Here is a 26,386-nt window from a genome sequence, read left to right on the forward strand (position 1 = left end):
CGGCGGTTGCCGAAGTGGTCGATGTCGTCGACCTCGACGATGACCTCGCGGCCCGCGCCCGGCATGGACTCCTCGCCGGCGTGCAGGCGCACGATGTACTCGATCGTGGCGACGATGTCGTCCTCGGTCAGCGTGCCCTGCGTGATCTCGGCGTCGACCCCGAGCTTCTTGTTGATCTTGTAGCGACCCACCTTGGCCAGGTCGTACCGCTTGGGGTTGAAGTAGAGGTTCTCCAGCAGGGTCTGCGCCGACTCCTTCGTCGGCGGCTCGCCCGGGCGCAGCTTGCGGTAGATGTCCAGCAGCGCGTCGTCCTGGCCGGCCGTGTGGTCCTTCTCCAGGGTGGCCCGCATCGACTCGTACTGGCCGAACCGCTCGAGGATCTGGTCGTTGGTCCAGCCGAGCGCCTTGAGCAGCACCGTGACAGCCTGCTTGCGCTTGCGGTCGATGCGCACGCCGACGCTGTCGCGCTTGTCGATCTCGAACTCCAGCCAGGCGCCCCTGGACGGGATGACCTTGCAGCCGTACAGGTCCTTGTCGGAGGTCTTGTCGACACTGCGTTCGAGATACACGCCCGGCGAGCGGACCAACTGGGACACCACCACACGCTCGGTGCCGTTGACGATGAACGTGCCCTTCGGCGTCATGAGCGGGAAGTCGCCCATGAACACCGTCTGGCTCTTGATCTCACCAGTGGTGTTATTGATGAACTCCGCCGTGACGAACATCGGGGCGGAGTAGGTCATGTCCTTGTCTTTGCACTCGTCCACGGAGTACTTGGGCGGCTCGAACCGGTGGTCGCGGAACGACAAGGACATGGTCCCCGAGAAGTCCTCGATGGGACTGATCTCTTCGAAGATCTCTTCGAGGCCCGACTGGGTCGGGACGTCCTTGCGCCCGGCCTGGCGAGCCGCCTCCACGCGGGCCTTCCACCTCTCGTTGCCGACCAGCCAGTCGAAGGACTCGGTCTGCAGGGCGAGAAGGTCAGGAACTTCGAGAGGCTCCTCGATGCGCCAAAAAGAGACGCGACGGGGACCAGCGGGTACGGCGGAGGCGTTGCGCGAGGCTGCCAACAGATGTCCTTCCGAGGGCTCGCGGCGGACTGACGGCACGCACGCCGGACGACATCACAGCCAACACGGGAACGGGATGCCGAGGGCACGCGTGGAAGGGCAGCATAGAGCAGAATGCAGACGACTGTCCACTCATATATACAGTGTCAACCTCGATCCCGCAATCAGGATCGCATGCCGGGGCGGCGGGCGTCAAGCCGGGCGCCCGGAAAGCCGGCGGACCCGCCGGACCAGGCACTCAAGGCGAGACGCGGCAAAGCCACCGACGCCCTCCGGCCGCCCGGCACGAGCCGACCGGGCACGGGCCGACCGGGCACGGGCCGACCGGGCACAGCGGGCGGCACGGCCGGCCGGCCACCGCCGTGGACGACCACGCTGCGCGACCTGCCGCACGCCATGGCCCGGCTTCACCCTGCTCTGACGCCCTCGCCCCGGCTGCAGCGCGGACGGCGGGAGGGCCGGCGATCGCGTCATCGCTCGCGCCTTCGATCAGGCGTCCCGACGCTACCTGGACGCAGGTGGAGCCAGTAGGCGGTGGGCGGCCCGTTCCATCACCTCGTCCGCCACCTCATCCGATGTCCTGCCGTCGGTCTCCACGCGCACGCTCACAAACCCACCGCCCACCGGCACCCCACTCTCCAGGACCCTGCTCTCCGGAGCCCCGCACTCCAGGACCACGTTCTCCCGCGTCCCACTCTCCAGGACCCCGATCTCGGGCGTCCCGCTCTCAGGCGCCACGCGCTCCGGGACGGCGCTCTCGGGCGCCCCACTCTCCAGGGCCCCGTTCTCCGGCGTCCTGCTCTCAGGCGCCACGCGCTCCAGGGCCGCTCTCTCCAGCCTCTCCAGCGCCTCGGCCTCCTGGGCCGCTCGGGCCGCGACCGCCCGCACCGCGTCCGGGGTGAGGCCGCGGAGTTCGTCGCCGGGCACCACTGGGCCGCCGCCCGCCGCTCTCAGTGCCACGCGCCCCGCCAGCGTCGCCGGCCCGGCGTGCAGTCGGCACACCGTCAGGGCCGCTCCCGCCAGTGAGCCGAGGACCGCCGCGTCGCCGCCGCCCTCGCCCGACACCACCAGGCAGCGCGCGCCCGCCGCGCGGTGGCCCGCCCAGACAGCCGCCAGGTTGCGCGCCCTCAGCAGCATGCCGCCCGGGTCGCCGTCAGGGTCGGGACGCACCGCCGCGACCTGCCGCACGTCCACGTACGCCACGCGCGTCCCCGCCCGCGCCAGGCGGCGGAACACCTCGTAGCCGACGGTGGACTTGCCCACCGCCGTCGCCCCCGAGAACCACAGCACCGGCACCCCGACCCACACCCCCTCGCCCGGCGGCCCAGCCGAATCCCCTTCACGCGGCTCCCCGGCCCGCTCCCCCTCACCCGGCAGCGCATCCCGGTCCCGCCTGTGTGGCTCGTACGGCTCGTGCGGCTCCGGCTCATGCGGCCCCTGGGGCTGGTGCGGCTGTTGCTGCTCGTGCCGCTCGTGTGGCTCCTGCGGCTCGTGCGGCTCCTGCGGCTCGTCAAAGCCGCCCACGCGTCCGGGAGGCGCAGGCGGGAGCAGGTCCCGTATCGACACGGCCACCTGTTCGACCGTGCGTCCCGTCGTGTCCAGGCGGACGTCCGCGAAGTCGTCGCGTTCCAGCGCCTCCGCGTCGGCCAGCGCCGCCTCCATCAGATCGGGCAGCCACCCGCGCCCGAGGAAGCGTTCACGCAGCTCGTCCGGGCGCGCGTGCAGGCGGCACAGCGTCACCCGGGCGCCGGGGAGCAGGCGGGTGTACGCGTCCACCTCCTCGCGCCGCCCGACGACGCCGGTCAGCACGACGCACCGCACGCCCGCCCGGCGCAGGCCGGGCCACAGGGCCGCGAGGTTGCGGGCCCGCAGCGCGTGCGTGCCTCCGTACGGCTCCGGCAGGCAGAGGGCGAGCTGGTCGGTGTCGGCGAACGCCGTCCTGACGCCTTCGCGGGCCAGCTGCCTGAACACCTCCCAGCCGGCGGACGACTTGCCGACGCCCGACGGACCGTACAGCCAGAGCAGGGGCAGGGCTGCGTCGCTCACCCGCGGAACGCTACCGCCGCCCCATCCGGGGCGGCGAAGGGTTTTCCGTTCCATGCATCCAGCCTGATGCCTTTACAAAGTAGATCAGCGGATTCCGGCCACGGAGCCGCGAGCCGGCTCGAAGAAGCGTGACCATGACGATCGCCGGGGTCGGGGCTCCTCGTCGGGAGGGGTGCGGGTAAAGACGGGGGCGTGCTGATCAGGGGTGTTCGCAAAGGCGGGGACGGGCGGGCGGGTGCGCGGACAGGATGGGGGCGCGCAGGAACGCCGTCGAGGAGCCGCCCATGGCAGAACCGCCCGCCCCGCCACCCGAACGATGACCACCCCCGCCGCCCGACATGCCGCCCGCACGATCACCAGCCCCACCGCCCGACATGCCACCCGAACCATCATCAGCCCTGCCGCCCACCGTGCCACCCGCCCCGCCGCCCGAACGGCCGCCCGACCCGCCGCCCGCCATGCCATCCGAACGGCCGCCCGCCCTACCAGCCGCCATGCCATCTGAACGGCCGCCCGCCCTGCCGCCCGCTCCGCCGCGCCGCCTCGCGTCCGCTCGGCCGCTGTCCCGTCGTGAAGTGGTGCGGGTGATCGCCGGGACGCTCGTGGGGGGCGTCGCGGCGCTCGCCGGTGTCGCGTCCGCCGCGCCCGCGCGCACGCCCGTCCTGCCGCCCGCGGGCCGCCGGGTCGACGCGCTGCTGCGGCGGCTCACCCTCGCCGAGAAGGTCTCCCTCCTGTACGGCGCCGACGACCCCGCCCCCAGGGGGCAGGCCGGGTACCTGCCGGGTGTCCCCCGTCTCGGCGTCCCTGAGCTGCGCCTCGCCGACGGCCCCGCCGGGGTGCGGCTGGCCGCGCCCTCCACCGCGCTGCCCGCGCCCGTGGCGCTCGCCGCCGCGTTCGACCCGGGTCTGGCCCGGCGGTTCGGCGCGGCGCTCGGGCGGGAGGGCCGCGCGCTCGGCATGGACGTGCTGCTGGCCCCGATGGCCAACATCGTCCGGGTGCCGCAGGCGGGCAGGAACTTCGAGACGCTCGGCGAGGATCCGCTGCTCGCCGCCGAGCTGGTCGCGGCCGAGGTACGCGGCATCCAGGGCGAGGGGCTGATCGCCACGGTGAAGCACTACGCCGCCAACGAGTTCGAGGCGGGCCGCCGCACCGTGGACGTCCGCGTGGACGAGCGCACGCTGCGCGAGATCCACCTGCCGGCGTTCGAGGCCGCCGTACGGGCCGGGGTGGGCGCCGTCATGGCGGCGTACCCGCGCGTCAACGGCGTACACGCCGCCGAGCACCGCATGCTGCTGACCGAGATCCTGCGCGGTGAGTGGGGGTTCGAGGGCTGGGTCATGTCCGACTGGCACGCCACTCACAGCGCCGCCGCCGCGCTGGCCGCGGGGCTGGACATGGAGATGCCGTCGGGCGAGCACTTCGCCCGGCTGCCGGCGGAGGTCGCCGCGGGCCGCGTCCCGGAGCGGGCGGTGGACGCGGCGGTGCGGCGCGTCCTGGGGCAGCTCGACCGGTTCGGGCTGGTGGGCGGCGGGCGTCCACGTCCGCGGCGCGACCCGGCGGCGCAGGCGCGGACGGCCAGGGAGGTGGCGGTGGCCGGGGCCGTCCTGCTGCGCAACCGGGATGAGGTGCTGCCGCTGGGCCCCGCCGACCTGGCCTCGCTCGCCGTCATCGGCCCCACGGCGGCGAGCCTGCTGGTGGGCGGGGGCGGCAGCGCCCGCGTCGTCCCCGCCGGAACTGGACGTACCGAAGAAGGCCCGCCGGGCAGCCCGCCGGGGACCGCCGGAAGCTCAGCAGCGGGAAGCGTGACGGGGACAGCGGGAAGCCCGGCGGGGACGGTGGGAAGCGTGGCAGCGAGCCCGGCCGAAGGGACGGCAGGGCGCGCGGCCGAGGCGATCGCGGGCAGCGCGGCCGAGGCGGCGGCAGGGAGCACGATCGAGAGCGCGCTCCGCAGCACGTCCGGCAGCGCGGTCGGCACTGCGCTCGTCACTGCAGTCGGGAGCCCGCTCGGCGGCGTGGTCGGAAGCGTGCTCGGTGGCGGGGTCGAGAGCCCGTTGCGGGCGCTGCGGCGCCGGGCCGGGCAGGGCGCGGACATCCGGTACGCCACCGGGGTCGACCTGGAGGGCGTCCCGGTGCCCGCCTCGGCGCTGTCGCTGCGCCGTTCACCCGGCGCGGGAACCGCAGGGCCGACCGGATCCGCCGAAGCCACGGGACCTCGCGAACCGGGCGATCCCACCGGATCCGCTGAAGCTGCCGAACCCGGGGAACCGGGCGGACCAGGTGAACCGGGCGAACCGGGCGGGCCGGCCGCGCCGATCGATCACACGGGGGCCCGCGCCCTGCCCCCTGGCACGTCCTGGACCTGGACGGGCGCCATCACCGCGCCGGAGACCGGCGACTACGACCTGCGTGTCCAGGGCGCCGGCGGCGCGCCCGCGTTCCACGGCTCGATCACGCTCACCCTCGACGGCGAGCGGATCGCCGCGGCGGGCGCGCTGTTCGGCGGCAACGGCAGCCCGGTCGCGACGTCCGGCGGGCTGCTCGGCGCGGGCGCCAGGGTCAGGCTCAGGGCGGGCCGTCCCGTGCCGATCACCGTCACCGCGGTCGGCGCCCCCGGCACGCCGCTGCAGGTCAGGCTGGCGTGGGTCACGCCTTCCGCCCGCTGCGCGGCGCTGCGCGAGGCGGTGGCGCTCGCCCGGGAGGCGCGTACGGCGCTCGTGTTCGCCTTCGACGAGGGCACCGAGGGCTCGGACCGCGCCTCGCTGGCGCTCCCCCACGACCAGGACGACCTGGTACGCGCGGTCGCCGCCGCGAACCCGCGCACCGTCGTCGTCCTGAACACGGGCGGCCCCGTGCTCATGCCGTGGCTCGACGAGGTGCCCACGGTGCTGCAGATGTGGTATCCGGGGCAGGAGGGCGGCGACGCCACGGCCGCGCTGCTCCTCGGCGCCGAGAACCCGGGCGGCAGGCTCCCCGTCACGTTCCCCCGCCGGCCGGGCGACGCGCCCACCGCGAGCCCCGAACGCTACCCGGGGGTCGGGGGCCGCGCGGTGTACGGGGAGGGCGTCCTCGTCGGCTACCGCCACTACGACGCCCACGGGATCGAGCCGCTCTTCCCCTTCGGGCACGGCCTGTCCTACACCCGGTTCGCCTACTCCGGCCTGTCGGTGCGCCGTTCCGGTGACGGCCTCGCCGTGTCCTTCACCCTCGCCAACGCCGGCCGCAGGGCCGGCTACGAGGTGGCGCAGGTCTACCTGTCCGCTCCCCCTGACCCGCCCGTGCCGATGCCGCCGCGCCGGCTGGCCGCGTTCGCCAGGGTGCGGCTGGAGCCGGGCGAGCGCCGCAGGGTGACGCTGGCCGTGGCGCGGCGGGCGCTGGAGTACTGGGCGGCGGGGCGCGGCTGGGTGGTCGCGGCGGGGCGGCGGACCGTGCTGGTGGGGGCGTCGTCCCGTGACCTGCGGCTCAGCCGGGACGTCACGGTGGACGCCGGATCAGCCGCCGGAACGCGGTAGTCCGGCAGGCGGGTCTTTGGGCCTGCCGGGCAGGGCCGAAGGTCCCTGCGGACCGGTGCCTACGGCACTGCATACTCGGGCGCGTTCGGCGCAGTGTGTGAGGAAGGAGGGAGGTGCCGCGAATGGAGAGCTTCGTCACCGTGGTGAAGTCCTGTGTGCGCAGGTACCGGCTCGACCGCAATCCGCTGCGCCGCCGCACCGACCGGATCGAGTCCGCCGCCGTCCTGGCCGTCATGCTCGTGATCCTGCTCAGCGTCCTGCCCGCGGTCCTCGCCGGGCGGGCGGCCCACGACCGCGCCGTGTACGCCGCGGCCCACGACCGCCAGGTGCAGGCGACGGTGCTGCGGGACGTGCCCGCCGCTCCCGTCGCCTACGGGGACGCGCCGGTGTCCGACCTGCGGGCGCCGGTCCGCTGGACCGACCCCTCCGGCACGACGAGGACCGGCGAGGCGCGGGTGCCGCCGCTGTCGAAGGCCGGGACGCTGGTGCCGATCTGGGTGAACGAGCGGGGCAGGCCCGTCGCCTCGCCCCCTGACGAGGTGGAGGCGGTGCTGCGCGGCGCCGCGACGGGCGTGCTGGTGCTGTCGGGGGCCGTCGCGCTGACGCTGGGGGTGTTCGCCGGGTTCCGGTCGGCCGTGGACCGCGTCCGCTACCGCGAGTGGGAGGCGGACTGGAGGCGCGCCGACGCCCGCTGGCGCAGGCGCCGCCAGGCGTAGCCGGACAGCGCGGAGGGCGGCGCCACGGGACCGGCCCGCGACACCGCCCTGCTGCGGCGCTCCTCTGCGGCTCGGGTCAGGAGATCCGTACGTAGCGGAAGGACGTCCGGCCCTGCAGGTCGGAGATGATCCCCGCGGTGTTCGACGCGCCGGCCGTGTTGTCGCGCCGGGCCTGCAGGCGGATCGTCGTCGGCTCCTTCACCGTGATGCGTTCGCTGATCGGCACGGTCGTGTTCTGACCGATGAGCCTGCCGCCGGTGCCGCCCAGGTCGATGATCTGGTTGAGCAGCCGCTCGCTGTCCGGCACCGACGTGCCGTCGGTGACGTTCCAGAGCCGCGCCACGATGAACGAGTTGACCGGCGTGAGCCCCGACAGCCGCGAGCGGACGTCGAGGTCGAGCGCGTACGTGCCGGCCCGCGGCAGTGTGACCTCCAGCCTGCTGTCGCGCCAGGCCCCGCTGGGGGCGGCCTGGAGGTCGAGGTAGCCGGGCAGGTAGGCGATGTCCGAGGGCTGGGGCCACGGCCAGGCGACGGCCTGGGCGGGGGCGGCGGAGCCCGCAACGGGTGCGGACACGGAGGCGGACACGGAGGCGGGCGTCATTGCCGCACCGCCGAGCGCGAGCGCGGCGAGGCCGAGGCTGAGAGAGTACGCGTTCCTGCTGACGGCTCTGCGGCACGTGGCGAACATGCTGGGCTCCCCCTGATGGTGTCGAGGCTGACGGGTGGCCGCCGGGCCGCGTGGACGCGGGCCCGCTCATGACCGGCCGGCGATCATGGTGGCGACCGCGATCATTCTCACCTCGGGGCGGTCCCGCGGCCGGGACTGGCACGTAGAGCTTCGCCCCAGTGACCGCAAACGATCGGCAAGCCGGGACCGGCCCGGACACCTCGCCCGCCGCCCGCTCGTCCCGCCACGGCCTGGAGGCCGGCAGGCGTGAGGCTCCGCGGATCGCGGGACGGCGACGCGATCTCCCCGGACGTCGCCCGGTCAGACGAAGCGGTGGTAGCGAGCGGCCTCGGCCTCCTTCTCCTCGCAGAAGAACCCGTCGTCGAACGGCGTCACGGAGTAGTACTCGTCGCCGGGGACGCTGTAGCTCCCGCTGAAGCGGGAGGCGACGACGGGCAGGTCGCCGCATCTGACCACGTGGTACGGATACCGGACCAGCGGGCCGGTCAGCGGTGTGAACGGCGTGATCGCGTACACGGCCACCGCCGCCACCAGCGCGCGCAGCCGGTCCGGGCCGAAGCGCAGCAGGGCGAGCAGGATCAGGCCCGCGAGGTAGGCCAGCATGAACAGCCCCAGGTACGGCAGCGCGAAATACCCCCACGACCGCCCCCGTAACGCGACGATCACCGCGACCAGCCCCAGCGCGGGCAGGCCCATGACGAACGCGGCAAGCCACGCGCTCGCTCGTTGGAACGACCTCATGCGTGGTGTGATGATCAGTTTCGCGGGTTGGTTCTCAGGCGGGACCCGAGGACGAGACCTGGCGGGCGGCCTTCCCGGCTCCGGGGGCGGGACCGGCCCCTCGGAACAGGGGTGACGCCCTCGCCGTGCGTCACGACGCGCCGAGGTAGGCGAGGACCGCCGCGACGCGGCGGTGGGTGTCGGGGCTGCTCTCCAGGCCGAGCTTGAGGAAGATGGAGTTCACGTTCTTCTCCACGGCGGACACCGACAGGGCGAGCGACCTGGCGATGCCCCCGTTGGAGCGGCCGAACGCCATCTCACGCAGCACGTCGCGCTCGCGCGGCGTCAGCGCCTCCTGCTCTCCTCGTACGGCGCGGCGGGCGAGCAGCCCCTCCACCACCTTCGCGTCGATCACGGAGCCGCCCCTCGCGACCGACCTGATCGCCCCGAGCAGCTCGCCGAGGTCGCCCACGCGGTCCTTCAGCAGGTACGCGAAGCCCTCGGTCCCCTGCCTGAACAGCTCGAACGCGTACAGCGAGTCGGCGAACTGCGACAGCACGACCACCCCGACCCCGGGGTGCTCCTGCCGGATGCGGTGGGCGGCGTCGATGCCCTCGAACCCGGGCCGCCATCCCTCGCCGGGCATGCGGATGTCGGTCACGACCACGTCGGGGGCGAGCCGCCTGACCGCGTCGACCAGCTCGGCCGGGGTGCCGACCGTCCCGGCGACGGCGACCTCGCCTGAGCTCTCCAGCAGCTGGCGGGTGCCCTCACGGACGAGGTAGTGGTCGTCGGCCACGACGGCGCGCAGGCGGCGGGCGGCGTCCTCTCCGCCGGGTCCCGGCTCAGGCATGGGCGCTCACCCAGGCCCGCACGGTGGCGCCCTCGCCCGGGGCGGTCCGCAGCTCGAACCCTCCGCCCAGCGCCGCCATCCGGTCCGCGAGCGTGCCGAGGCCGCGCCGGGCCACGCCCCGCTCGTCGAAGCCGGACCCGTCGTCGGTGACGGACACGCGGAGCCGGCCCCCGTCCTGGGAGAGCCGCACCTCGATCCTGGACGCCCCCGCGTGCTTGAGCGCGTTGGCGATCGCCTCGCTCACCGTGAAGTACATCGCTCCCTCGATCTCGTCGGAGAACCTCCGGGTGCGCAGGCCGGGGTCGGCGGTCACCGTGGTCGGCACCGGCAGCCCGGCGCAGCGTTCCTCCACCGCCTCCACCAGCCCGCCCTGCTCCAGGACCGACGGATGGATGCCCGCGGCGAGTTCCCGCAGGTCGGCGAGCGCCTGGCGGGCCTGCTCCCGCAGCAGGGCGAGGGCGCTCGCGCCGCCGCCGGTGGCCCTCGCCAGCTCCAGCCCCGCGATCAGGGCGACGAGCTGCTGCTGGACGCCGTCGTGGATGTTGCGCTCGATGCGCCGCCGCTCCGCCTCCTGGGCGTTGACCAGCCGGGCCGCGAGCGCGGCGCTCTGGATCGCCAGCCCCACGGGGACGGCGAGCGCGGCGAGCAGCCGCTGGTCCTCCCTGGTGACGCGCCCGGCGACCTTCGGGCCGCAGCTGATCCGCCCCATGCCGGCCGGGACGCTGAGCGCGGCCGGGCCGCTCTCCTCGCCGGCGACCACCCGCGTGCCGTCGGCCAGCTCGACGGCGGCCCACCGCGCGTCCAGCCCGGCGCGTACGGCGTCGGCGAGCCGGCCCAGCTGCTCGACGGGCTCCACCTCCTCCAGGGACGCGCCCAGCTCGGTCAGCAGGTCGCCCACGCTGGGGCGGGCGTCGAAGACGAGGTACAGCAGCGAGCCGCGCACCCCCACCCGCAGGTCGAACAGGTTGTGGCGGACCACGGCCACGCCGATGGCGGCGGGCAGGGCGCCGGTCACCGTCAGCCCGCCGATCCACTGCGCGGGCACCGGGCTGTGGCTGAAGCCGTAGACGGTGAGCAGGGCGTAGCCGGCCAGGGCGGCGGCGGTGCCGGCGACGATCCAGGCGAGCGGGCCGCGCGGCCCCGGCCGCCGCAGCCGTATGACGAGGCCGCCCAGCACGACGAGGGCGAGGAGGAAGACCGCGAGCTCGCCGACGCCTCCGGCCAGCGCGGCGGCCAGGCGCGGCCACTCGCCGGGCGGCGCGAGGGGGTTGTCCAGCGGCACGTCCTGGTGCACGCGGCCGGGGTGCAGGAGCACGCCGGTCCACTCCACGCCGATGGCGACGGCGGCGGCCACGGCGACGGGACGCCAGCGCGGCGACGGCAGCCGGCCCTCGGGGAACAGCAGCGGGACGAACACCCAGGACAGCCCGTAGGAGACGCTCATCAGCGAGGTCAGCACGGAGGCCAGCACGGAGGCCAGCACGGAGGCGGGCACGGAGGCGGGCGCGACGGACTGTTCCTCCCCGAGGAACGGCAGCAGGGCGATGCCGAGGCCGCCGAGCGCCACGCACAGGGCGACGGCCAGCAGCAGCCAGCCGTAGGCGTTGCGCGGGCGGCGCACCGCCAGCAGCCAGCCGACGGCGGGCAGGATCAGGCTCACCGAGATGAACGCCCACTGCGACGTCGGCAGAGGCAGGCCGGTCTCCAGCACCGCCCCTGCGACGGTCGCGGCGGCGGCCGTGAGCGCCGCGCCCGCCGCCAGCGGCCGCGCCGCCCGTGTCCCGCTCATGGAGAGCCCCCACTCATGGGGAGCATCCTGATCGAGCGCGGACCACGGCGTCCATGAGGTTGTCCGCACATTCGATGCAGTATTCCGCACCCGGGAGGACGGAGGATCGCCGGCTACCGGCGGCCACGACGCGCCGCCTAGCGTGACTGGCCTCCGTGATCGCTTCCGAGTCCTCCGAGGAGTTCTGGTGCATCTGCCGTCGAGATCGACGCGCGTCCTGATCCCGTTCCTGGCCGTGGCCCTCACCCTGACGGCCTGCTCGCGGCCGGACCCCGGGGAGTCGTCGGGCACGCCGTCGGGCACGGCATCGGGCACGGCCGCGCCCGCCGGGGTGGCGGGCGTGCCAGGCACGCAGGCGGGCAGGCAGCTGCGGTGGTTCCTGGACGCCGCCGCGAAGCCGCCCGTCGCCGACGCCGACCTGACCGCGCACCTGAGCGCGGACTTCCTCGCCGACGTCCCGCCGGCCAAGCTGAACGAGCTGCTCGGACAGCTCGCCGGTCTGCGGCTGGAGCGGGTGACGGAGTCGACGCCGGCCGCGCTCACCGCCCAGGTGCGGGCGGGCGGCCAGTCGCTGCGGCTCGCCCTGGGCGTCGACGCGGACGGGAAGATCAACGTGCTCCGGCTGTCACAGGCCGACCAGCCGTCGGCCGCGCCCGCCCCGGCCACGTGGGACGAGGTGGACAGGCGGCTGCGCGCCGTCGCCCCGGACGTCGGCTTCCTGGCGGCCGAGGTCACCGGCGACGGCGCCTGCCGTCCCGTGCACGCCGTGGCGCCCACCGCGCCCCGGCCCCTCGGCTCGATCTTCAAGCTGTACGTCCTCGGCGCCGTCGCCGAGCAGATCCGCCGGGGCCGGCTGACCTGGGACACGCCGCTCACGCTCACGTCGAAGGTGCTCATCCCGCCGGGCGAGCTCTACCAGAGGCCGGTGGGCAGCAAGGTGACGGTGCGCGAGGCGGCCAAGCTGATGATCTCCATCAGCGACAACGCCGCCACGGACCTCCTCATGGACACGGTCGACCGGCGCGCCGTGGAGTCGCAGGTGCTCAGGTGGTCCGGACACGGCGAGCTGAACGTGCCGTTCCTGACGACGCGCGAGTTCGTGCTGCTGAAGGCGGCGCGCTACCCGGAGCTGGCCGACGCGTACGCCGCGCTGAAGGGCGAGCGGCAGCGGCGGAGCTACCTGGAGAAGACGGTCGCGGCGCTGTCCCTCGACGGGCTGAAGGACTGGAGCGAACCCCGGCACGTCGGCACCGTGGAGTGGTTCGGCTCGCCCGAGGACGTGTGCCGCGCCTTCGCCCGGCTGTCCAGGGTGGGCGGCGAGGAGCTCGGCAGGGTGATGTCCGCCAACGACGCGGGGCTCGGCCTGGACGGGAAGACCTGGACGGCGACCTGGTACAAGGGCGGCTCCGAGGTGGGCCTGCTGACGATGAGCTTCCTCGCCCGCTCGGCCGCGGGCAAGACGTACGTCGTCACCGCGCTGACGTCCGACCCGGGCCGCGCCTACGACGAGGCGAAGGCGGGCGGCGAGCTGCTGTCGCTGGTCCGCGGCTCCTTCGCGCTGCTCGCGAAGGGCTGAGCGAGCAGGCGTCTCCCGGGGCGGCCCGCGAAGGGTTGAGCGAGCAGGCCGGGGCGGCCCGCGAAGGGCTGAGCGAGCACGCGCCCCCGGAGTCCCGCTCGGCGTCAGTCGGGCTCGATGCTGGGGCGGCGGAAGCGCCAGGACACCTCCCGCTCCGGCGGGTGGACGGCCGCCAGCGCGCGCCGCAGCGACTGCTCCTGCGGCACGCCGGTGTCGATCTCGACGGCGTCCGGCCAGGGCTCCCGCGCCCAGGGCTCGGACGTCATGGCCCGCGCGATGGCCGCGTCGGCGTCGGACGGCTCCGCGGCGCCCCCGGCCGGCCGCCCCGCCGCGCGCTCGGCCAGCCGCTCCGCGGCGACCTGCGGCACGACCGCGCACCGCAGCGTCACCAGCCTGGCGGAGGTGCGGCGGGCCGTCTCGCCCGCCGCTGCCCGCTGCCGGGGGTCGAGCCAGGACGCGTCCAGGATGACGGACTCCCCCATGCCGAGCAGCCGGTCGGCGCGGGCCAGCAGCTCGGCGTAGGTGCGCTCGGTGTGCTCAGGCCGGTAGATCCCCTCCAGGTAGGGCGCGGCGGCGGCGCGGGCCGGGTCGATCCCGGCCAGTTCCTTGCGGACGCGGTCGCTGCGTAGCAGCGTGTGACCGAGCCGGTCGGCGAGCGCGCCGCCCAGCGTGGACTTGCCGGTGGCCGGCGCGCCGCCCACCAGCGTGAGCGTCACCTCGCCGGCGCGCAGGTGGCGCAGCGCGAGCTCGGCCAGGTCGCGCGCCTCGCGGGCCGCGGAACCGCCGGAACCGCCGGAACCGCCGCCAGCCTCGGCGCCGCCCTGCCAGTGGCGCAGGCAGGCCACCTTGGCGCGGACGAACGCCCGGTAGGCGACGTAGTGGTGCCACAGCGCGGGCGGCGCGGGGTCGCCGGAGAACTCGACGTACCAGCTGAGGAACAGGTCCGCGAGCCGGGGCGCGCCGAGCCGTTCCAGGTCCATGGCGAGGAACGCGGCGTCGTCGAGGCCGTCGACGAACCGCAGCCGGTCGTCGAACTCCAGGCAGTCGAGGATCCGCGGCCCGTCGTCGAGGCAGAAGACGTCCTCGGCCAGCAGGTCGCCGTGCCCGTCGACGACGCGGCCCTCGGCGACGCGCGAGCCGAACAGGGGCGCCCTGCCGTCGAGGAAGCGCAGCGTGAGCCGCTCGATCTCGTCCAGCGTTGCGGGCTCGACGGGGGCGGCGGGCAGGCCGCGCACCTGGGCGAAGCCGGCGGTCCAGCGGGAGCGCAGCGCCTCCAGCCCGCCCTCGCGGTCGACGTCCGGGCCGTGGCGGCCCTTGGCGTGCAGCCCGGCGAGCTGCCTGGCGATGGCGCGCAGGTGCTCCTCGACGGGCTTGCCGGTGCGGACGAGGTGGGCGAGCCGCCGCTCGTCCGGCATGCGCCGCATGACCACCATGTGCTCGCAGGCCTCGCCGCCGGGGCCGACGACGGTGGCCACGCCCTCGTACACGTCGGGTGCGAGCCTGCGGTTCAGCTCCACCTCGCGCTCGCAGGCCGCGAGGCGGGCGCGCAGCGTCGTGAAGTCGAGGAAGCCGAGGGCGACGGGCTTCTTCACCTTGTACGCGCGGTCGCCGTACAGGAACACCACGGCCGCGTGCGTCTCCTTCATCGTGGTCGGCATGGGCCACCTCCCCTTACCAGTGCAGATCGGGCGGCGTCGCCGCGCCAGGGGCGAAGGGCCTCGCCCTTCCCCCTCGGTGGGCGACGAACGGCCCTGCGACCAGGGTCGTTCGGCCCTTACCCAGGACGCCGCCCCGGCGCACCATCGGAGCTGGGCACCACGACCCCGGGGGGCTGACATGGCCGTGATCGACCTGCGCCGCATCGCCGCGGTGCTCTTCGAGACCGACGGAGTGATCACCGACACGGCGCGCGTGCACGCGGCCGTGTGGAAGCGCGTCATGGACGCGTACCTGCGCCGCCGGGCCGCCGAGACGGGCGAGCCGTGGCGGCCGTTCGACGTCCGGGAGGACTACCTGCGGTACGTGGACGGCAAGCCGAGGCTCGACGGGGCCCGCGACTTCCTGGCCTCCAGGGGCGTCCGCCTGCCCGCGGGCGAGGAGGGCGGGAACGTCCTGGCCGGTCTCGCCTGCCTGAAGGAGGGGCTGTTCCTCGCCGAGATCAGGCACTACGGGGTGGCGCCCTTCCCGGCGGCGGTGGTGCTGCTGCGCGACCTGCGCCGCCACGGCGCCCGGGTGGGCGCGGTCTCGCCGAGCCGCAACTGCGCCGAGGTGCTGGCGCGGGCGGGCCTGGCCAGGCTGGTGGACGCGCGCGTGGACGGCGTGGACGCGGCGTCCGCCGGGCTGCCCGCGATGCCCGACCCGGCGATGCTGGCGGAGGCCGCCGGGCGGCTGGGGACGGCCCCGCACGAGACGGCCGTGGTGGCGGAGACGGAGCCCGCGCTGCGGGCCGCCCGCGCGGGGCACTTCGGGCTGGTGGTGGCGGTGCGCTCGCCCGGGCGGGAGCACGCCGGGCCGCCGCCGCCCGCCGATCACGTGGTGCCGGACCTGGCCGCCGTCCAGGTCAGCGGGCAGGTCCCGCTGGCGGCACGGGCTGCGCGATGACGGCGACGCCCGTCCTGCCCCCGTCGACGTCCACCACGGTGCCGTGGACGAAGGCCGCTTCGTCGCTGGCCAGCCAGACGACCGCGTGCGCGATCGCGTCCGGCGTGCCGACGCCGCCCGCCGGGGTGCCCTTCATCATGATCTCGCCCGGGTGCGGCTCGCCGCCTTCCGGCGCCGGGGGCAGGATCACCCCCGGCGAGACGGCGTTCACCCGCACGCCCATCGGTCCGAACTCGGCGGCCCACGCCCGGGTGAGCGTCTCCATGGCCCCCTTGGTGGAGCTGTAGAGCGCGCCGAGAGGAACGCCCAGGCGCGCGATCCACGAGCCCAGGTTGACGATCACGCCGCCGCCGGACTCCGTCATGCCGGGGACGACGGCGGCGGTGAGGAAGAAGGGGGCTTTCACGTTCACTCCGTAGACCTGGTCGAACGTCTTCTCGTCGGTGGCGGCGGTGCCGGGGGCGGGGTAGACGCCGGCGTTGTTCACCAGGATGTCGATCCGTCCGCCCAGGGTCTCGCGGGCCCGGTCGGCGAGGTCCCGGGAGGCGTCCGCGCCGCCGTCGAGGTCGGCCACCAGGAAGTCGGCCCGGCCGCCTGACGCGCGGATCCCTTCGACCACCTGTTCGCCCCGTTCCCGGTTGCGGCCGGACACGACGACGTGGGCCCCCTCGGCGGCGAACGCCTCGGCGATCGCCTTCCCGATGTTGCCGGTCGATCCGGTGACCAGTGCCGTCTTTCCACGCAGCCGCTCGCTCATGACGTGATCTCCTCTGCCTCGCGGTGTGCGGTCAACTGTGCGCCGCAGAAAATGGACCGGCAAGTCCAAACCTAGGAGGGTCCAGCGGCCGATAAAGTGGACCAGTCAGTCCATACGGTGTGGAAGGGGAGCCGCATGCCCGACGCGCCGACCGCGAAGGGCCGCGCCACGCGGGCCCGCATCGTCGAGGGGGCGGCCGAGGTGCTGCGCGAGCAGGGTGTCGCCTTCACCACGCTCGACGACGTCCGCGGCCGCACCGGCACGAGCAAGAGCCAGCTCTTCCACTACTTCCCCGGCGGCAAGGACGAACTGCTGCTGGCGGTGGCCCGGTTCGAGGCGGACCGCGTCCTGCAGGACCAGCAGCCGCACCTGGGGCGGCTGGACTCGTGGGAGTCCTGGCGCCAGTGGCGGGACGCGGTGGTCGAACGCTACGAACGGCAGGGCGAGCACTGCCCCTTGGGATCGCTCTTCCTGCAGGTCGGGCGGTCCAGCCCCGGCGCACGGGCGATCGTGACCGAGCTGATGAGCCAGTGGCAGCGGGAACTCGCCCGCGGCATGCGCGCCCTCCAGGCGAACGGCCTGGTGTCGCCGGCCCTCGACGTGGACAGGACCGCCGCCGCGCTGCTGGCCGGCATCCAGGGCGGCGTGGCCATCATGATGTCCACGGGCGACTCGGCCCACCTCAGGGCGGCGCTCGACACCGGCATCGAGCACCTGCGCGCCGCGGCAGGCGAACCGTCGCGGAGCTGACGGCACGGCCAGGGGCCCGGTCAGGGGGTGCGGGTGCCGGGGTGGCGGCCGGCGAGCGCGCCCGCGGTGTTGACCACCGACACGTGGCTGAACGCCTGGGGGAAGTTGCCGACCTGGCGGCTCCTCGACGTGTCGTACTCCTCCGCCAGCAGTCCCACGTCGTTGCGCAGCGACAGCAGGCGCTCGAACAGCTCGCGCGCCTCGTCCTCGCGGCCCTCCATCGCCAGCGCGTCGGCCAGCCAGAACGAGCAGGCGAGGAAGGTGCCCTCGCGCCCCGGCAGGCCGTCCACGCGCTCCTTCTCCGGCCGGTAACGCAGGACGAGGCCGTCCTCGACGAGTTCGCGGCGGACCGCCTCGACGGTGCCCTTCACGCGCGGGTCGCCCGCCGGGAGGAAGCCCAGGCGCGGGATGAGCAGCAGCGACGCGTCGAGCCCGGCGGAGCCGTAGTACTGGGTGAAGGTGTTGCGGTCCTGGTCGTAGCCGTGGGCGCAGACGTCGTCGTGGATCTCGTCGCGCAGCGCGCGCCAGCGGTCGGCCGGGCCCTCCAGCGACAGCGTCTCCACCGCCTGGATCATGCGGTCGGCCGCCACCCAGGCCAGCACCTTCGAGTGGACGAAGTTCCTGCGCGGCCCGCGCGTCTCCCACAGCCCGTTGTCGGGGCTGCGCCAGGCGCCCTCCAGGTAGCTCATGAGGCCGTTCTGCAGGTCCCACGCCTCCTCGTCCACGGCCAGGCCGCAGCGGCGCGCCAGGTGCAGGCAGTCGAGGGTCTCGCCGTAGACGTCGAGCTGGAGCTGGCCGGTGGCGGCGTTGCCGACCCTGACCGGGGGCGAGTCCTCGTAGCCGGACAGCCAGTCCGCCGTCCACTCGGGGATGCGGCGCGCCCCCTCGACCGTGTACATGATCTGCAGGTCGGCGGGGTGCCCGGCGGCGGCGCGCAGCAGCCAGTCACGCCAGGCGCGGGCCTCGGCGTCGTACCCGGCGGACATCAGCGCCTGCAGGGTGAAGCTGGCGTCGCGCAGCCAGCAGTAGCGGTAGTCCCAGTTGCGTGAGCCGCCGAGGTCCTCGGGCAGCGACGTGGTGGCGGCGGCGACGAGGCCGCCGGTCGGCGCGTACGTCAGCGCCTTGAGCGTGACGAGGCTGGTGCGGACGGCGTCGGCGTAGCCGCCGCCGTAGCGGCAGCGGCGCATCCAGTCCTTCCAGGCCCGCTCGGCGTCCTTCAGCGAGGCGCGGGCGTCGACCGGCGCGGGGCGCGGCAGCCAGGACTGCTGCCAGGTCAGGACGAACGGCACCTCCTCGCCCTCCGTGACGGTGAAGGCGCCGGTGGTGCGGTGGGCGTCCTCGTCGGGCCGCAGCTCGACGGGGGTGCGCAGCCAGGCGGCGTCGGGCCCGGCGATCGCGGCGAGCTCGCCGCCGTCGTGGCGCAGCCAGGGGACGTCGTGGCCGTACCCGAAGCGCAGCAGCAGCTCGGTGCGCATCTCGACGCGCCCGCGCAGGCCCTGGACGATCCGCACCACGTCCGGCGCCTCGCCGCGCGGCGGCATGAGGTCGAGGACGCGCACCGCGCCGCCGTCGCGCTCCCAGACGGTCTCCAGGATGAGCGTGTCGGGGCGGTAGCGGCGGGACGTGCACGCCCCTCCCCCGGCGGGCGCCAGCAGCCAGCGGCCCGCCTCAGGCGCGTCGAGCAGGGCGGCGAAGCAGGCGGGCGAGTCGAAGCGCGGCAGGCACAGCCAGTCGACGGAGCCGTCGCGGCCGACGAGCGCCGCTGTCTGCATGTCGCCGATCAGCGCGTAGTCCTCGATGCGCATGCTCACCTCCTGGAGGGGCGGGCGCGGCCAGGCGTCGCTAGGCCACGCGGTACGGTTCGGCGGCGGCGGCGCGCAGGGTCAGGCCGTGTCCGGGGACGTCGTCGCGCGGCCGGGCCGAGCCCCCTGCCGGGTCGGCGGCGCCGTCGAACAGCTCGCCCTCGATCCGCTGGTGGTCGTGGAACCACTCGATGTGCCGCAGGTGGGGGGTCGCGGCGGCGGCGGGCAGGTGCAGGTTGGGCGCGCAGTGCGCCGACACCTGCAGGTGGTGCCCGGCGGCGACGGCGGCCCCGGCGAACCAGCCGGTGTAGCCGCCGCAGCGGGTCGCGTCGATCTGCAGGCAGTCCACGGCCCCCGCGGCGCACATGCGGGCGAAGTACCCGGCGTCGCAGCCGTACTCGCCGGCCGCCACGTCCGGCCGGACGCGTTCGCGGACCAGGCGCAGCCCCGGCAGGTCGTCCGAGGAGACCGGCTCCTCGAACCAGCGCACGTCGTGCTCGCGCATCCGCTCGGCCTGGCGGACGGCCTGCCCCGCGCCGTAGCCGCCGTTGGCGTCCACGTACAGCTCGGCGTCCTCGCCGATGACCTTCCTGGCCAGGGCGACGCGGTGCAGGTCGCGTTCCGGCCTGGCGCCGTCCGACTCGCCGATCTTGATCTTGACGCGGCCGATGCCCTGCTCGTGCACCCAGCGGGTGAGCTGGGCGACGGTCCTGTCGTCGTCGTAGGTGGTGAAGCCGCCTGAGCCGTACAGGGGGACGCGGTCGAGCGCCGCGCCGAACAGCCGGGTCAGCGGCACGCCGAACAGCTTCGCCTTGAGGTCCCAGAGGGCGACGTCCACGGCGGACAGCGCGTACCCGGCGACGCCCGGCCGTCCGGCGTTGCGCACCTGACGGGCCATCGCCGCCGCCGCGGCGGGGACGTCCGCGGCGGGCGTGCCCGTCACCACCCCGGCGAGGACGTCGCGCACGACGCCGGCCGCGGCGGCCGGGGCGTACGTCCAGCCGGTGCCCGTGACCCCGCCCGCCGCGACCGTGGCCACGACGAGCGTGGTCGCGTCCCAGGCCAGCGTCCCGTCGGCCTCGGGCACCTCCGTGGGCACCCGGTAGGCGGCGGCTTCGACACGGTCGACGATCTCCATGGCTCCCGGCTCCTCGCCGGAGAGTCCTACCCGCTGCGCCCCGCCCAAACGGCCGCCCATGTTTATCGCGGCGGTCACGGGCATGGCGGCAGGTATGACGGACATCGCCGCTGAAGTGCTCATAGAACGGCTGGCCGCCTGGGGCGTCGACACGGTCTACGGCCTGCCAGGAGACGGCATCAACGGGATCATGGAGGGCCTGCGCCGACACCAGGACAAGGTGCGCTTCGTGCTCGTCCACCACGAGGAGGCGGCTGCCTTCATGGCCACCGCGCACGCCAAGGCCACCGGCCGGCTCGGCGTCTGCCTCGCCACGTCGGGCCCTGGCGGCATCCACCTGCTCAACGGCCTGTACGACGCCAAGCTCGACCACCAGCCGGTGCTCGCCATCACGGGCATGCAGGAGACGAGCGTCCTCGGCACCGGCTACCAGCAGGAAGTGCACCTGGAGCGGCTCTACGACGACGTCACCGAGTACAACCTGCTCATCGACAACCCGGCGCAGCTGCCCGGCGTCGTCGACATCGCGATCCGCACGGCGTACGCCCGACGCGGCGTCGCCCACCTGACCATGCCCAACGACGTGCAGGTGGCGCCCGCCGACGCCGACCCGTACCAGCACGTCGCGCCCGCCCGCCCGCCGGCGACGGCCCCCATCTACCTGAGCCCTCCCGGCGTGCCCCGCGAGGAGGACCTGCACGCGGCCGCCGACGTGCTGAACTCCGCGTCCAAGCCGGCCGTCCTGGTCGGTGCGGGCGCGCTGCACGCGCGCGCCGAGGTGCTGGCCGTCGCCGAGGCGCTCGGCGCGCCCGTCGTCAAGACGCTGCCCGGCAAGGCGGTCATCCCGGACGACTCCCCGTTCGCGGTCGGCGGCATCGGCCTGCTCGGCACCCGGCCCGGCGAGGACCTCATGGAGGAGTGCGACACGCTCCTCATGGCGGGCACCAACTTCCCCTACACCAAGCACCTGCCGAGCCCCGGGCAGGCGCGCGTGGTGCAGATCGAGGCCGACCCGACCAGGGCGGGCGTGCGGCTGCCCACCGAGGTGCCGATGATCGGCGACGTCAAGGAGGGGCTGGCGGCGCTGCTGCCGCTGCTCAAGCACAACGACGACCGCTCGCACCTGGCGGCGTATGCCGAGGCGATGCGGCGGTGGCGCTCCGAGATGCACGCGCTGGAGACGGCCGACCGGCGGCCCGTCGCCCCCCAGTACGTGATCTCCTGCATCGACCGGGCCGCGTCCGACGACGCGATCCTCACCTGCGACTCCGGCACGATCGCCACCTGGGCCGCCCGGCACTGGACGATCAGGGGGGAGCGCGGGTTCTACCTGTCGGGCAACCTCGCCACGATGGCGCCCGGCCTGCCGTACGCGGTCGCCATGCAGCACGCCTTCCCGGGGCGGCAGGTCATCGCCTACGTCGGCGACGGCGGGTTCTCGATGCTGATGGCCGAGTTCCTCACGGCCGCCCAGCACGGCCTGCCGATCAAGGTCGTGATCAACAACAACAACTCGCTGGGGCAGATCCTGTGGGAGCAGATGGTGCTCGGGTACCCCGAGCACGGGGTGCGCTTCGGCCGTCCCGCCTCCGACTTCTCCGCCTGGGCCCGCTCCTGCGGCGGCTACGGCCGCAAGGTGGACGACCCGGCCGACGTCGCCGAGGCCGTCGCGCAGGCGCTCGCCCACGACGGGCCCGCCCTGGTGGACGTGGACGTCAACCCGAACGAGCCGCCCATGCCGGGCAAGGTGTCGTACGAGCAGGCGAAGAAGTTCGCCGAGGCGTTCATGAAGGGGCAGCCGCACCGGGTGTCGATCGCCACCACCCTGTTCAAGGACAAGATCTCGAAGTTGGGCAGGTGATCCGCATGGGGCACGTCGTCTCGCGGCCCGCGCCCCCGCGCCGCGCGGAGCCGTACGTCCGGGTGCGCGACCTCGAACGCGACCTGGCCGCCCGGGTGGACGGGGAGGTCCGCTTCGACCCGGGCAGCCGCGGCGCGTACTCCACCGACGGGTCCAACTACCGTCAGGTGCCGCTCGGCGTCGTCGTGCCGCGCACCGTGGACGCCGCCGCCGAGGCGGTGGCGGTGTGCCGCGAGCACCGCGCCCCCGTCACCTCGCGCGGCGGCGGCACCAGCCTGGCCGGGCAGACCTGCAACACCGCCGTCGTCATCGACTGGTCGAAGTACTGCAACCGGCTGGTGTCGGTGGACGAGCAGGCCGGCGCCTGCGTCGTCGAACCCGGCATCGTCCTGGACGAGCTCAACCGCCGGCTCGCGGCCACCGGCCTGATGTTCGGGCCGCGGCCCTCGACGCACGCGCAGTGCACGCTCGGCGGCATGATCGGCAACAACTCGTGCGGCTCCACCGCCCAGCTGTACGGCAAGACGGCCGACAACGTGCGGCGGCTGGAGATCCTGACGTACGACGGCACCCGCATGTGGGTGGGGCCCACCGGCGAGGAGGAGTGGCGGCTCCTCGACGCCGAGGGCGGCCGGCCGGCCGAGATCCACCGGGCGCTGCGCGGCATCGTCGCGGGCCACGCCGAGGAGATCCGGCGCCGCTTCCCCGACATCCCGCGCCGCGTCTCCGGCTACAACATCGACCAGCTCCTGCCCGGCGGCCCGTTCGACCTGGCCAGGGCGCTCGTCGGCAGCGAGGGGACGCTCGTCGTCGTGCTGCGCGCCGAACTCGGCCTCGTGCCCGTGCCGAAGGCCGAGACGCTGCTCATGCTCGGCTACCACGACATCGTGGCCGCCGCCGACGCCGTGCCGCGCATCGCCGCCCACCGCCCGCTCCAGCTCGAAGGCGTGGACGACAAGCTCGTCGGCTACGAGCGCCGCAAGCACATGCACCCCGAGGCGCTGGCCCAGCTGCCCGAGGGTGGCGGCTGGCTCATGGTGTCCTTCCCCGGCGACACGCAGGAGGAGGCCGACCGGCGCGCCCACGCCCTCATGGACGACCTGCGCGGCGGCGAGCACGAGCCCCACATGGCGTTCATCGACGACTCCAAGGTGGAGAAGGAGCTGTGGGAGCTGCGCGAGTCCGGGCTCGGCGCCACCGCCCGCGTCCCCGGCATGCGGGAGACGTGGGAGGGCTGGGAGGACTCCGCCGTCCCGCCGGAACGGCTCGGCGGCTACCTGCGCGACCTGCGCCGCCTGTTCCACCAGTACGGCTACGACGACGCTGCCCTCTACGGCCACTTCGGCCAGGGCTGCGTGCACACGCGCATCCCGTTCGACCTGGTCACCGCAGAAGGGGTGGCCGCCTTCCGCTCCTTCCTCGACCGCGCCTGCGAGCTGGTCGTCTCCTACGGCGGCTCGCTCAGCGGCGAGCACGGCGACGGGCAGTCCAGGGCCGAGCTGCTGCCCGCCATGTTCGGCCCCGAGGTGATGGACGCCTTCCGCCAGGTCAAGGCCGTCTTCGACCCGGACGACCGGATGAACCCCGGCAAGATCGTGTCGCCGTACCCGATCACGTCGAACCTGCGGCTCGGGCCCGGGTGGACGCCCGACGAGCCCGAGGTCCGCTTCGGCTACCCGCAGGACGAGGGCAGCTTCCAGCGGGCCGTGATGCGGTGCGTCGGCGTCGGCCAGTGCCGCAGCCACACCGGCGGCGTCATGTGCCCGTCCTACCGGGCGACCGGCGAGGAGGAGCACTCCACGCGCGGCCGGGCCAGGCTGCTGTTCGAGATGCTGAACGGGCACGACGACTCGCCCGTCACCGGGGGCTGGCGCTCACCGGCCGTGCGCGACGCGCTCGATCTGTGCCTGGCCTGCAAGGGCTGCAAGCACGACTGCCCGATGAGCGTGGACATGGCGACGTACAAGGCGGAGTTCCTCGCCCACCACTACGCCGGCAGGGTGCGGCCCGCCGCGCACTACAGCATGGGGTGGCTGCCGGTGTGGGCGAGGCTCGCCGCGCTCGCGCCCGGCGCGGTCAACCTGCTCGCGCACGCGCCCGTCGTCTCCGACGCGCTCAAACGGCTCGGCGGCGTCGAGCCTGCGCGGCCCCTGCCGCGTTTCGCGCCCGTACGGTTCAGCGACTCCTACCGCAGGCGGGGGCCGCGCGGCGGCGGCGAGCGGGGCGAGGTGCTGCTGTGGCCCGACACGTTCACCGACAACCTGGCGCCGCGCATCGCGGCGGCGGCCGTCGAGGTGCTGGAGGACGCCGGCTACCGGGTCGTCGTCCCGCCCTCGACGCTCTGCTGCGGCCTGACCTGGATCTCCACCGGGCAGCTCGGGGTCGCGCGCCGGGTGCTGCGCCGCACGCTGCGCGTGCTCGCGCCCCACCTGCGCAGCGGCACGCCCGTCCTCGTGCTCGAACCGAGCTGCGCGGCCGTCTTCCGCGACGACGCGCGCGACGTCCTGCCGCACGACCGGGACGCCAAGCGGCTCGCCGAGCAGACCACCACCCTGGCCGAGCTGCTGGCCGCGACGACCGGCTGGGACCCGCCGCTCGTCGCCGCGGACGCCGTGGCGCAGCCGCACTGCCACCAGCACGCCGTGCTCGGCTACGACACCGACCGCGACCTGCTGACCGCCGCCGGCGTCCGGCTGCGGGCCGTCGGCGGCTGCTGCGGCCTCGCGGGCGACTTCGGCTTCACCGCCGGTCACCTGGACGTGTCGCTGGCCTGCGCCGAGCACGAGCTGCTGCCCGCGCTGCGCGCGGCCGGGCCGGACACGCTCGTGCTCGCCGACGGCTTCAGCTGCAGGACCCAGATCGAGCACGCGGCGGGGCGGCGGGCCCTGCACCTGGCCGAACTCCTCGCCGCCGCCCGCCACGGCCTCCTGGACGACCCGGAGCACCTCCCGGGCCACACCCGCGAGCCCCAACGCCTGACCACGTCGGCGGGGACCGCGTCCCGACCGCGGACCTGGACGCACGCGGGGTGAGCACCGCCCCGCACGGAGCACCGCGGAACGCCACGGCCGGGGCCTGGCGGAGCCGCCTGGGGACGGCACGACCGTCAGCAGGGCCAGGTGGAGACGCTGACGTGGTAGTCGCCGCCGGGCGGGAACCAGAGCGCCAGGGTGACCTGGCGCTTCCCGACGTCCCTCACCAGGCAGGGCTCCTCCTCGGCGCCGTCCGGGGCGGGCTCCACCCGCCAGCCCCGCCGCAGGGCGAGGGCGCGGTAGAAGGGCTCGATCTCCCCCTGCTCGTCGTAGGCCGGGCCCGGCCGGTAGGACTGCCCGACGGAGACGGCGTGGTCGTCGCCGTCGCACGAGGACTCCCGGCCCCCGGCCGCGACGGCGCCGGGCGGGCGGGCCTCCAGCACGTCGAACGGCTCCAGTGCCTCGGCGACCAGGTCGTACCCCTCCGCGCACCTGCTCCGGTCCTCCATGACCTCGGCGAGCACCGGCCAGGTGACCGCGACGCCCGTCGCCACGAGCAGCGCGGTCGCCCCCAGCACCGCTTTGACCGCCGTTTTCATGATCTTGACCTTAGCCGCCCCGGGCCGCCGCGCGCCAGGAACCGGGCACGACGAACGGCCCCGCCCGGCCGGGTGGCGGGTGGGGTGCTGGAGTGAGGGGTACGAGAAGGAGCTTCGTGATGCGAACCACCGTCAAGGACGTCATGACCAGGGAGGTCGCCTCCGTCAACGGCAGCACGCCGTTCAAGGACATCGCCGAGGTGCTCATCGCCCACGGCGTCAGCGCCGTCCCCGTCGTGGACGGCGACAACCACGTCATCGGCGTGGTGTCCGAGGCCGACCTGCTGCGCAAGCAGGAGTTCCGCGACCAGTACTACGAGGAGGGGTACCGGCCGCCGCTGCGGGCCCGGCTGCGTCAGCGCATGGCGGAGGACGGCGGCAAGGCCAGGCGGAAGGCCGCGGGCGACACGGCCGCCGCCCTGATGACGGCGCCGGCCGTGACGGTGCCGCCCGACGCCTCGGTCGTCGCCGCTGCCCGCGCCATGGACGAGCACGGCGTCAAACGCCTGGTCGTCGTGGCCGAGGACGGCACGCTGGAGGGCGTGGTGAGCAGGCACGACCTGCTGCGGATCTTCGTACGCCCCGACGCCGACATCGCCGACGAGATCCGCGAGGACGTCCTGGGCCGGTCCCTGTGGGCGGACACCGGTGACGTCCGCGTGTCGGTGCGGCACGGCATCGTCACGCTCGCCGGCACGATGGAGCGCAGGAGCGACTGCGCGGTGGCCGTCCGCATGGCGGGCCGCGTGGACGGCGTCGTGGACGTCGTCGACGACCTGACCTGGACCCGCGACGACACCCCCGGCCCGGCCCGCTAGCGCCGCGACGACGCCCCCGTGGGGGGCATCCTCGCGGCGGGCGGACCGGAGAAGGCCGGATGGTCGCTCAGGAAGTCAAACGCGGCCGATCAGGTCGTCGCGCACCGGGTAGGCGCGGGGG

General features: G+C 74.6%; 18 protein-coding genes and 1 pseudogene. 8 read left to right on the plus strand and 11 right to left on the minus strand.

Going from position 1 to position 26,386, the window contains the following annotated elements:
- Both BMX74_RS40860 and BMX74_RS43590 read right to left on the minus strand, forming a co-directional pair.
- A pseudogene (locus BMX74_RS40860) lies at positions 1-1,070 on the minus strand (DNA-directed RNA polymerase subunit beta); the annotation flags it as partial.
- A 504-nt stretch (positions 1,071-1,574) separates the two neighbouring features.
- The gene (locus tag BMX74_RS43590; RefSeq protein ID WP_143078946.1) at positions 1,575-3,116 is read right to left on the minus strand and encodes a DEAD/DEAH box helicase family protein; all 1,542 of its coding nucleotides are present in this window, start codon (positions 3,114-3,116) and stop codon (positions 1,575-1,577) included.
- Positions 3,117-3,691: 575 nt separating this feature from the next.
- Between BMX74_RS43590 and BMX74_RS46195 the strand changes: the two genes are divergently transcribed.
- Both BMX74_RS46195 and BMX74_RS40880 read left to right on the plus strand, forming a co-directional pair.
- Positions 3,692-6,625 (plus strand): glycoside hydrolase family 3 protein, encoded by a 2,934-nt coding sequence (locus tag BMX74_RS46195; protein ID WP_256257600.1) that lies wholly within the window; start codon positions 3,692-3,694, stop codon positions 6,623-6,625.
- Between the two features lie 122 nt (positions 6,626-6,747).
- The gene (locus BMX74_RS40880) at positions 6,748-7,341 is read left to right on the plus strand and encodes an Rv1733c family protein (protein ID WP_055501497.1); all 594 of its coding nucleotides are present in this window, start codon (positions 6,748-6,750) and stop codon (positions 7,339-7,341) included.
- A gap of 76 nt (positions 7,342-7,417) precedes the next feature.
- Here the strand turns inward: BMX74_RS40880 and BMX74_RS44665 are convergent, their stop codons facing one another.
- The 4 genes from BMX74_RS44665 to BMX74_RS40900 all read right to left on the minus strand — a co-directional run bounded on the left by BMX74_RS44665 (position 7,418) and on the right by BMX74_RS40900 (position 11,391).
- A complete protein-coding gene (locus tag BMX74_RS44665; RefSeq protein ID WP_055501496.1) occupies positions 7,418-8,029 on the minus strand; it encodes a hypothetical protein in 612 nt (203 codons plus the stop codon).
- Positions 8,030-8,329: 300 nt separating this feature from the next.
- Positions 8,330-8,770, minus strand: a complete 441-nt coding sequence (locus tag BMX74_RS40890; protein WP_143078948.1) for a hypothetical protein — start codon at positions 8,768-8,770, stop codon at positions 8,330-8,332.
- 130 nt (positions 8,771-8,900) lie between these two features.
- Positions 8,901-9,602, minus strand: a complete 702-nt coding sequence (locus BMX74_RS40895; protein WP_091105814.1) for a response regulator transcription factor — start codon at positions 9,600-9,602, stop codon at positions 8,901-8,903.
- A complete protein-coding gene (locus BMX74_RS40900; RefSeq protein WP_091105816.1) occupies positions 9,595-11,391 on the minus strand; it encodes a sensor histidine kinase in 1,797 nt (598 codons plus the stop codon). Before BMX74_RS40900 ends, BMX74_RS40895 begins: the two co-directional genes overlap by 8 nt.
- Before the next feature lie 187 nt (positions 11,392-11,578).
- On the opposite strand from BMX74_RS40900, the gene BMX74_RS40905 reads away from it, so the two are divergent.
- Positions 11,579-12,967: a serine hydrolase gene (locus BMX74_RS40905; protein ID WP_177227709.1), complete on the plus strand. Its 1,389-nt coding sequence runs from the start codon at positions 11,579-11,581 to the stop codon at positions 12,965-12,967.
- 104 nt (positions 12,968-13,071) lie between these two features.
- On the opposite strand, the gene BMX74_RS40910 is transcribed toward BMX74_RS40905, so the two are convergent.
- Positions 13,072-14,625, minus strand: a complete 1,554-nt coding sequence (locus tag BMX74_RS40910; protein WP_218154240.1) for a bifunctional aminoglycoside phosphotransferase/ATP-binding protein — start codon at positions 14,623-14,625, stop codon at positions 13,072-13,074.
- A 178-nt stretch (positions 14,626-14,803) separates the two neighbouring features.
- Here BMX74_RS40910 and BMX74_RS40915 point away from each other — a divergent pair, with 178 nt between their 5' ends.
- Complete coding sequence (locus BMX74_RS40915; RefSeq protein ID WP_055501491.1) at positions 14,804-15,568, plus strand: HAD family hydrolase; 765 nt, start codon at positions 14,804-14,806, stop codon at positions 15,566-15,568.
- Here the strand turns inward: BMX74_RS40915 and BMX74_RS40920 are convergent.
- Positions 15,528-16,325: an SDR family NAD(P)-dependent oxidoreductase gene (locus tag BMX74_RS40920; RefSeq protein ID WP_091105819.1), complete on the minus strand. Its 798-nt coding sequence runs from the start codon at positions 16,323-16,325 to the stop codon at positions 15,528-15,530. The two genes, BMX74_RS40915 and BMX74_RS40920, sit on opposite strands and share 41 nt — an antisense overlap.
- A gap of 135 nt (positions 16,326-16,460) precedes the next feature.
- Here BMX74_RS40920 and BMX74_RS40925 point away from each other — a divergent pair, with 135 nt between their 5' ends.
- A complete protein-coding gene (locus tag BMX74_RS40925; RefSeq protein ID WP_055501489.1) occupies positions 16,461-17,075 on the plus strand; it encodes a TetR/AcrR family transcriptional regulator in 615 nt (204 codons plus the stop codon).
- Between the two features lie 20 nt (positions 17,076-17,095).
- Here the strand turns inward: BMX74_RS40925 and BMX74_RS40930 are convergent, their stop codons facing one another.
- A complete protein-coding gene (locus tag BMX74_RS40930; RefSeq protein WP_091105820.1) occupies positions 17,096-18,880 on the minus strand; it encodes a glycoside hydrolase family 15 protein in 1,785 nt (594 codons plus the stop codon).
- Positions 18,881-18,917: 37 nt separating this feature from the next.
- Entirely contained in the window at positions 18,918-20,015 is a 1,098-nt protein-coding gene (locus BMX74_RS40935) for an enolase C-terminal domain-like protein (protein WP_055501487.1), read from the minus strand.
- A gap of 94 nt (positions 20,016-20,109) precedes the next feature.
- On the opposite strand from BMX74_RS40935, the gene BMX74_RS40940 reads away from it, so the two are divergent.
- Positions 20,110-21,876 carry a thiamine pyrophosphate-dependent enzyme gene (locus tag BMX74_RS40940; RefSeq protein WP_091105822.1) on the plus strand — a complete coding sequence of 589 codons (1,767 nt, stop codon included), beginning with the start codon at positions 20,110-20,112 and terminating at the stop codon, positions 21,874-21,876.
- A 5-nt stretch (positions 21,877-21,881) separates the two neighbouring features.
- A complete protein-coding gene (locus BMX74_RS40945; RefSeq protein WP_091105843.1) occupies positions 21,882-24,908 on the plus strand; it encodes an FAD-binding and (Fe-S)-binding domain-containing protein in 3,027 nt (1,008 codons plus the stop codon).
- Between the two features lie 74 nt (positions 24,909-24,982).
- On the opposite strand, the gene BMX74_RS40950 is transcribed toward BMX74_RS40945, so the two are convergent.
- Positions 24,983-25,447 (minus strand): hypothetical protein, encoded by a 465-nt coding sequence (locus BMX74_RS40950; protein ID WP_143078949.1) that lies wholly within the window; start codon positions 25,445-25,447, stop codon positions 24,983-24,985.
- 119 nt (positions 25,448-25,566) lie between these two features.
- On the opposite strand from BMX74_RS40950, the gene BMX74_RS40955 reads away from it, so the two are divergent.
- A complete protein-coding gene (locus BMX74_RS40955; RefSeq protein ID WP_055501484.1) occupies positions 25,567-26,265 on the plus strand; it encodes a CBS domain-containing protein in 699 nt (232 codons plus the stop codon).
- Positions 26,266-26,386 lie beyond the last annotated feature (121 nt).

The organism is Nonomuraea pusilla (assembly GCF_900109355.1).
GTDB classification, from domain to species: Bacteria; Actinomycetota; Actinomycetes; order Streptosporangiales; family Streptosporangiaceae; genus Nonomuraea; species Nonomuraea pusilla.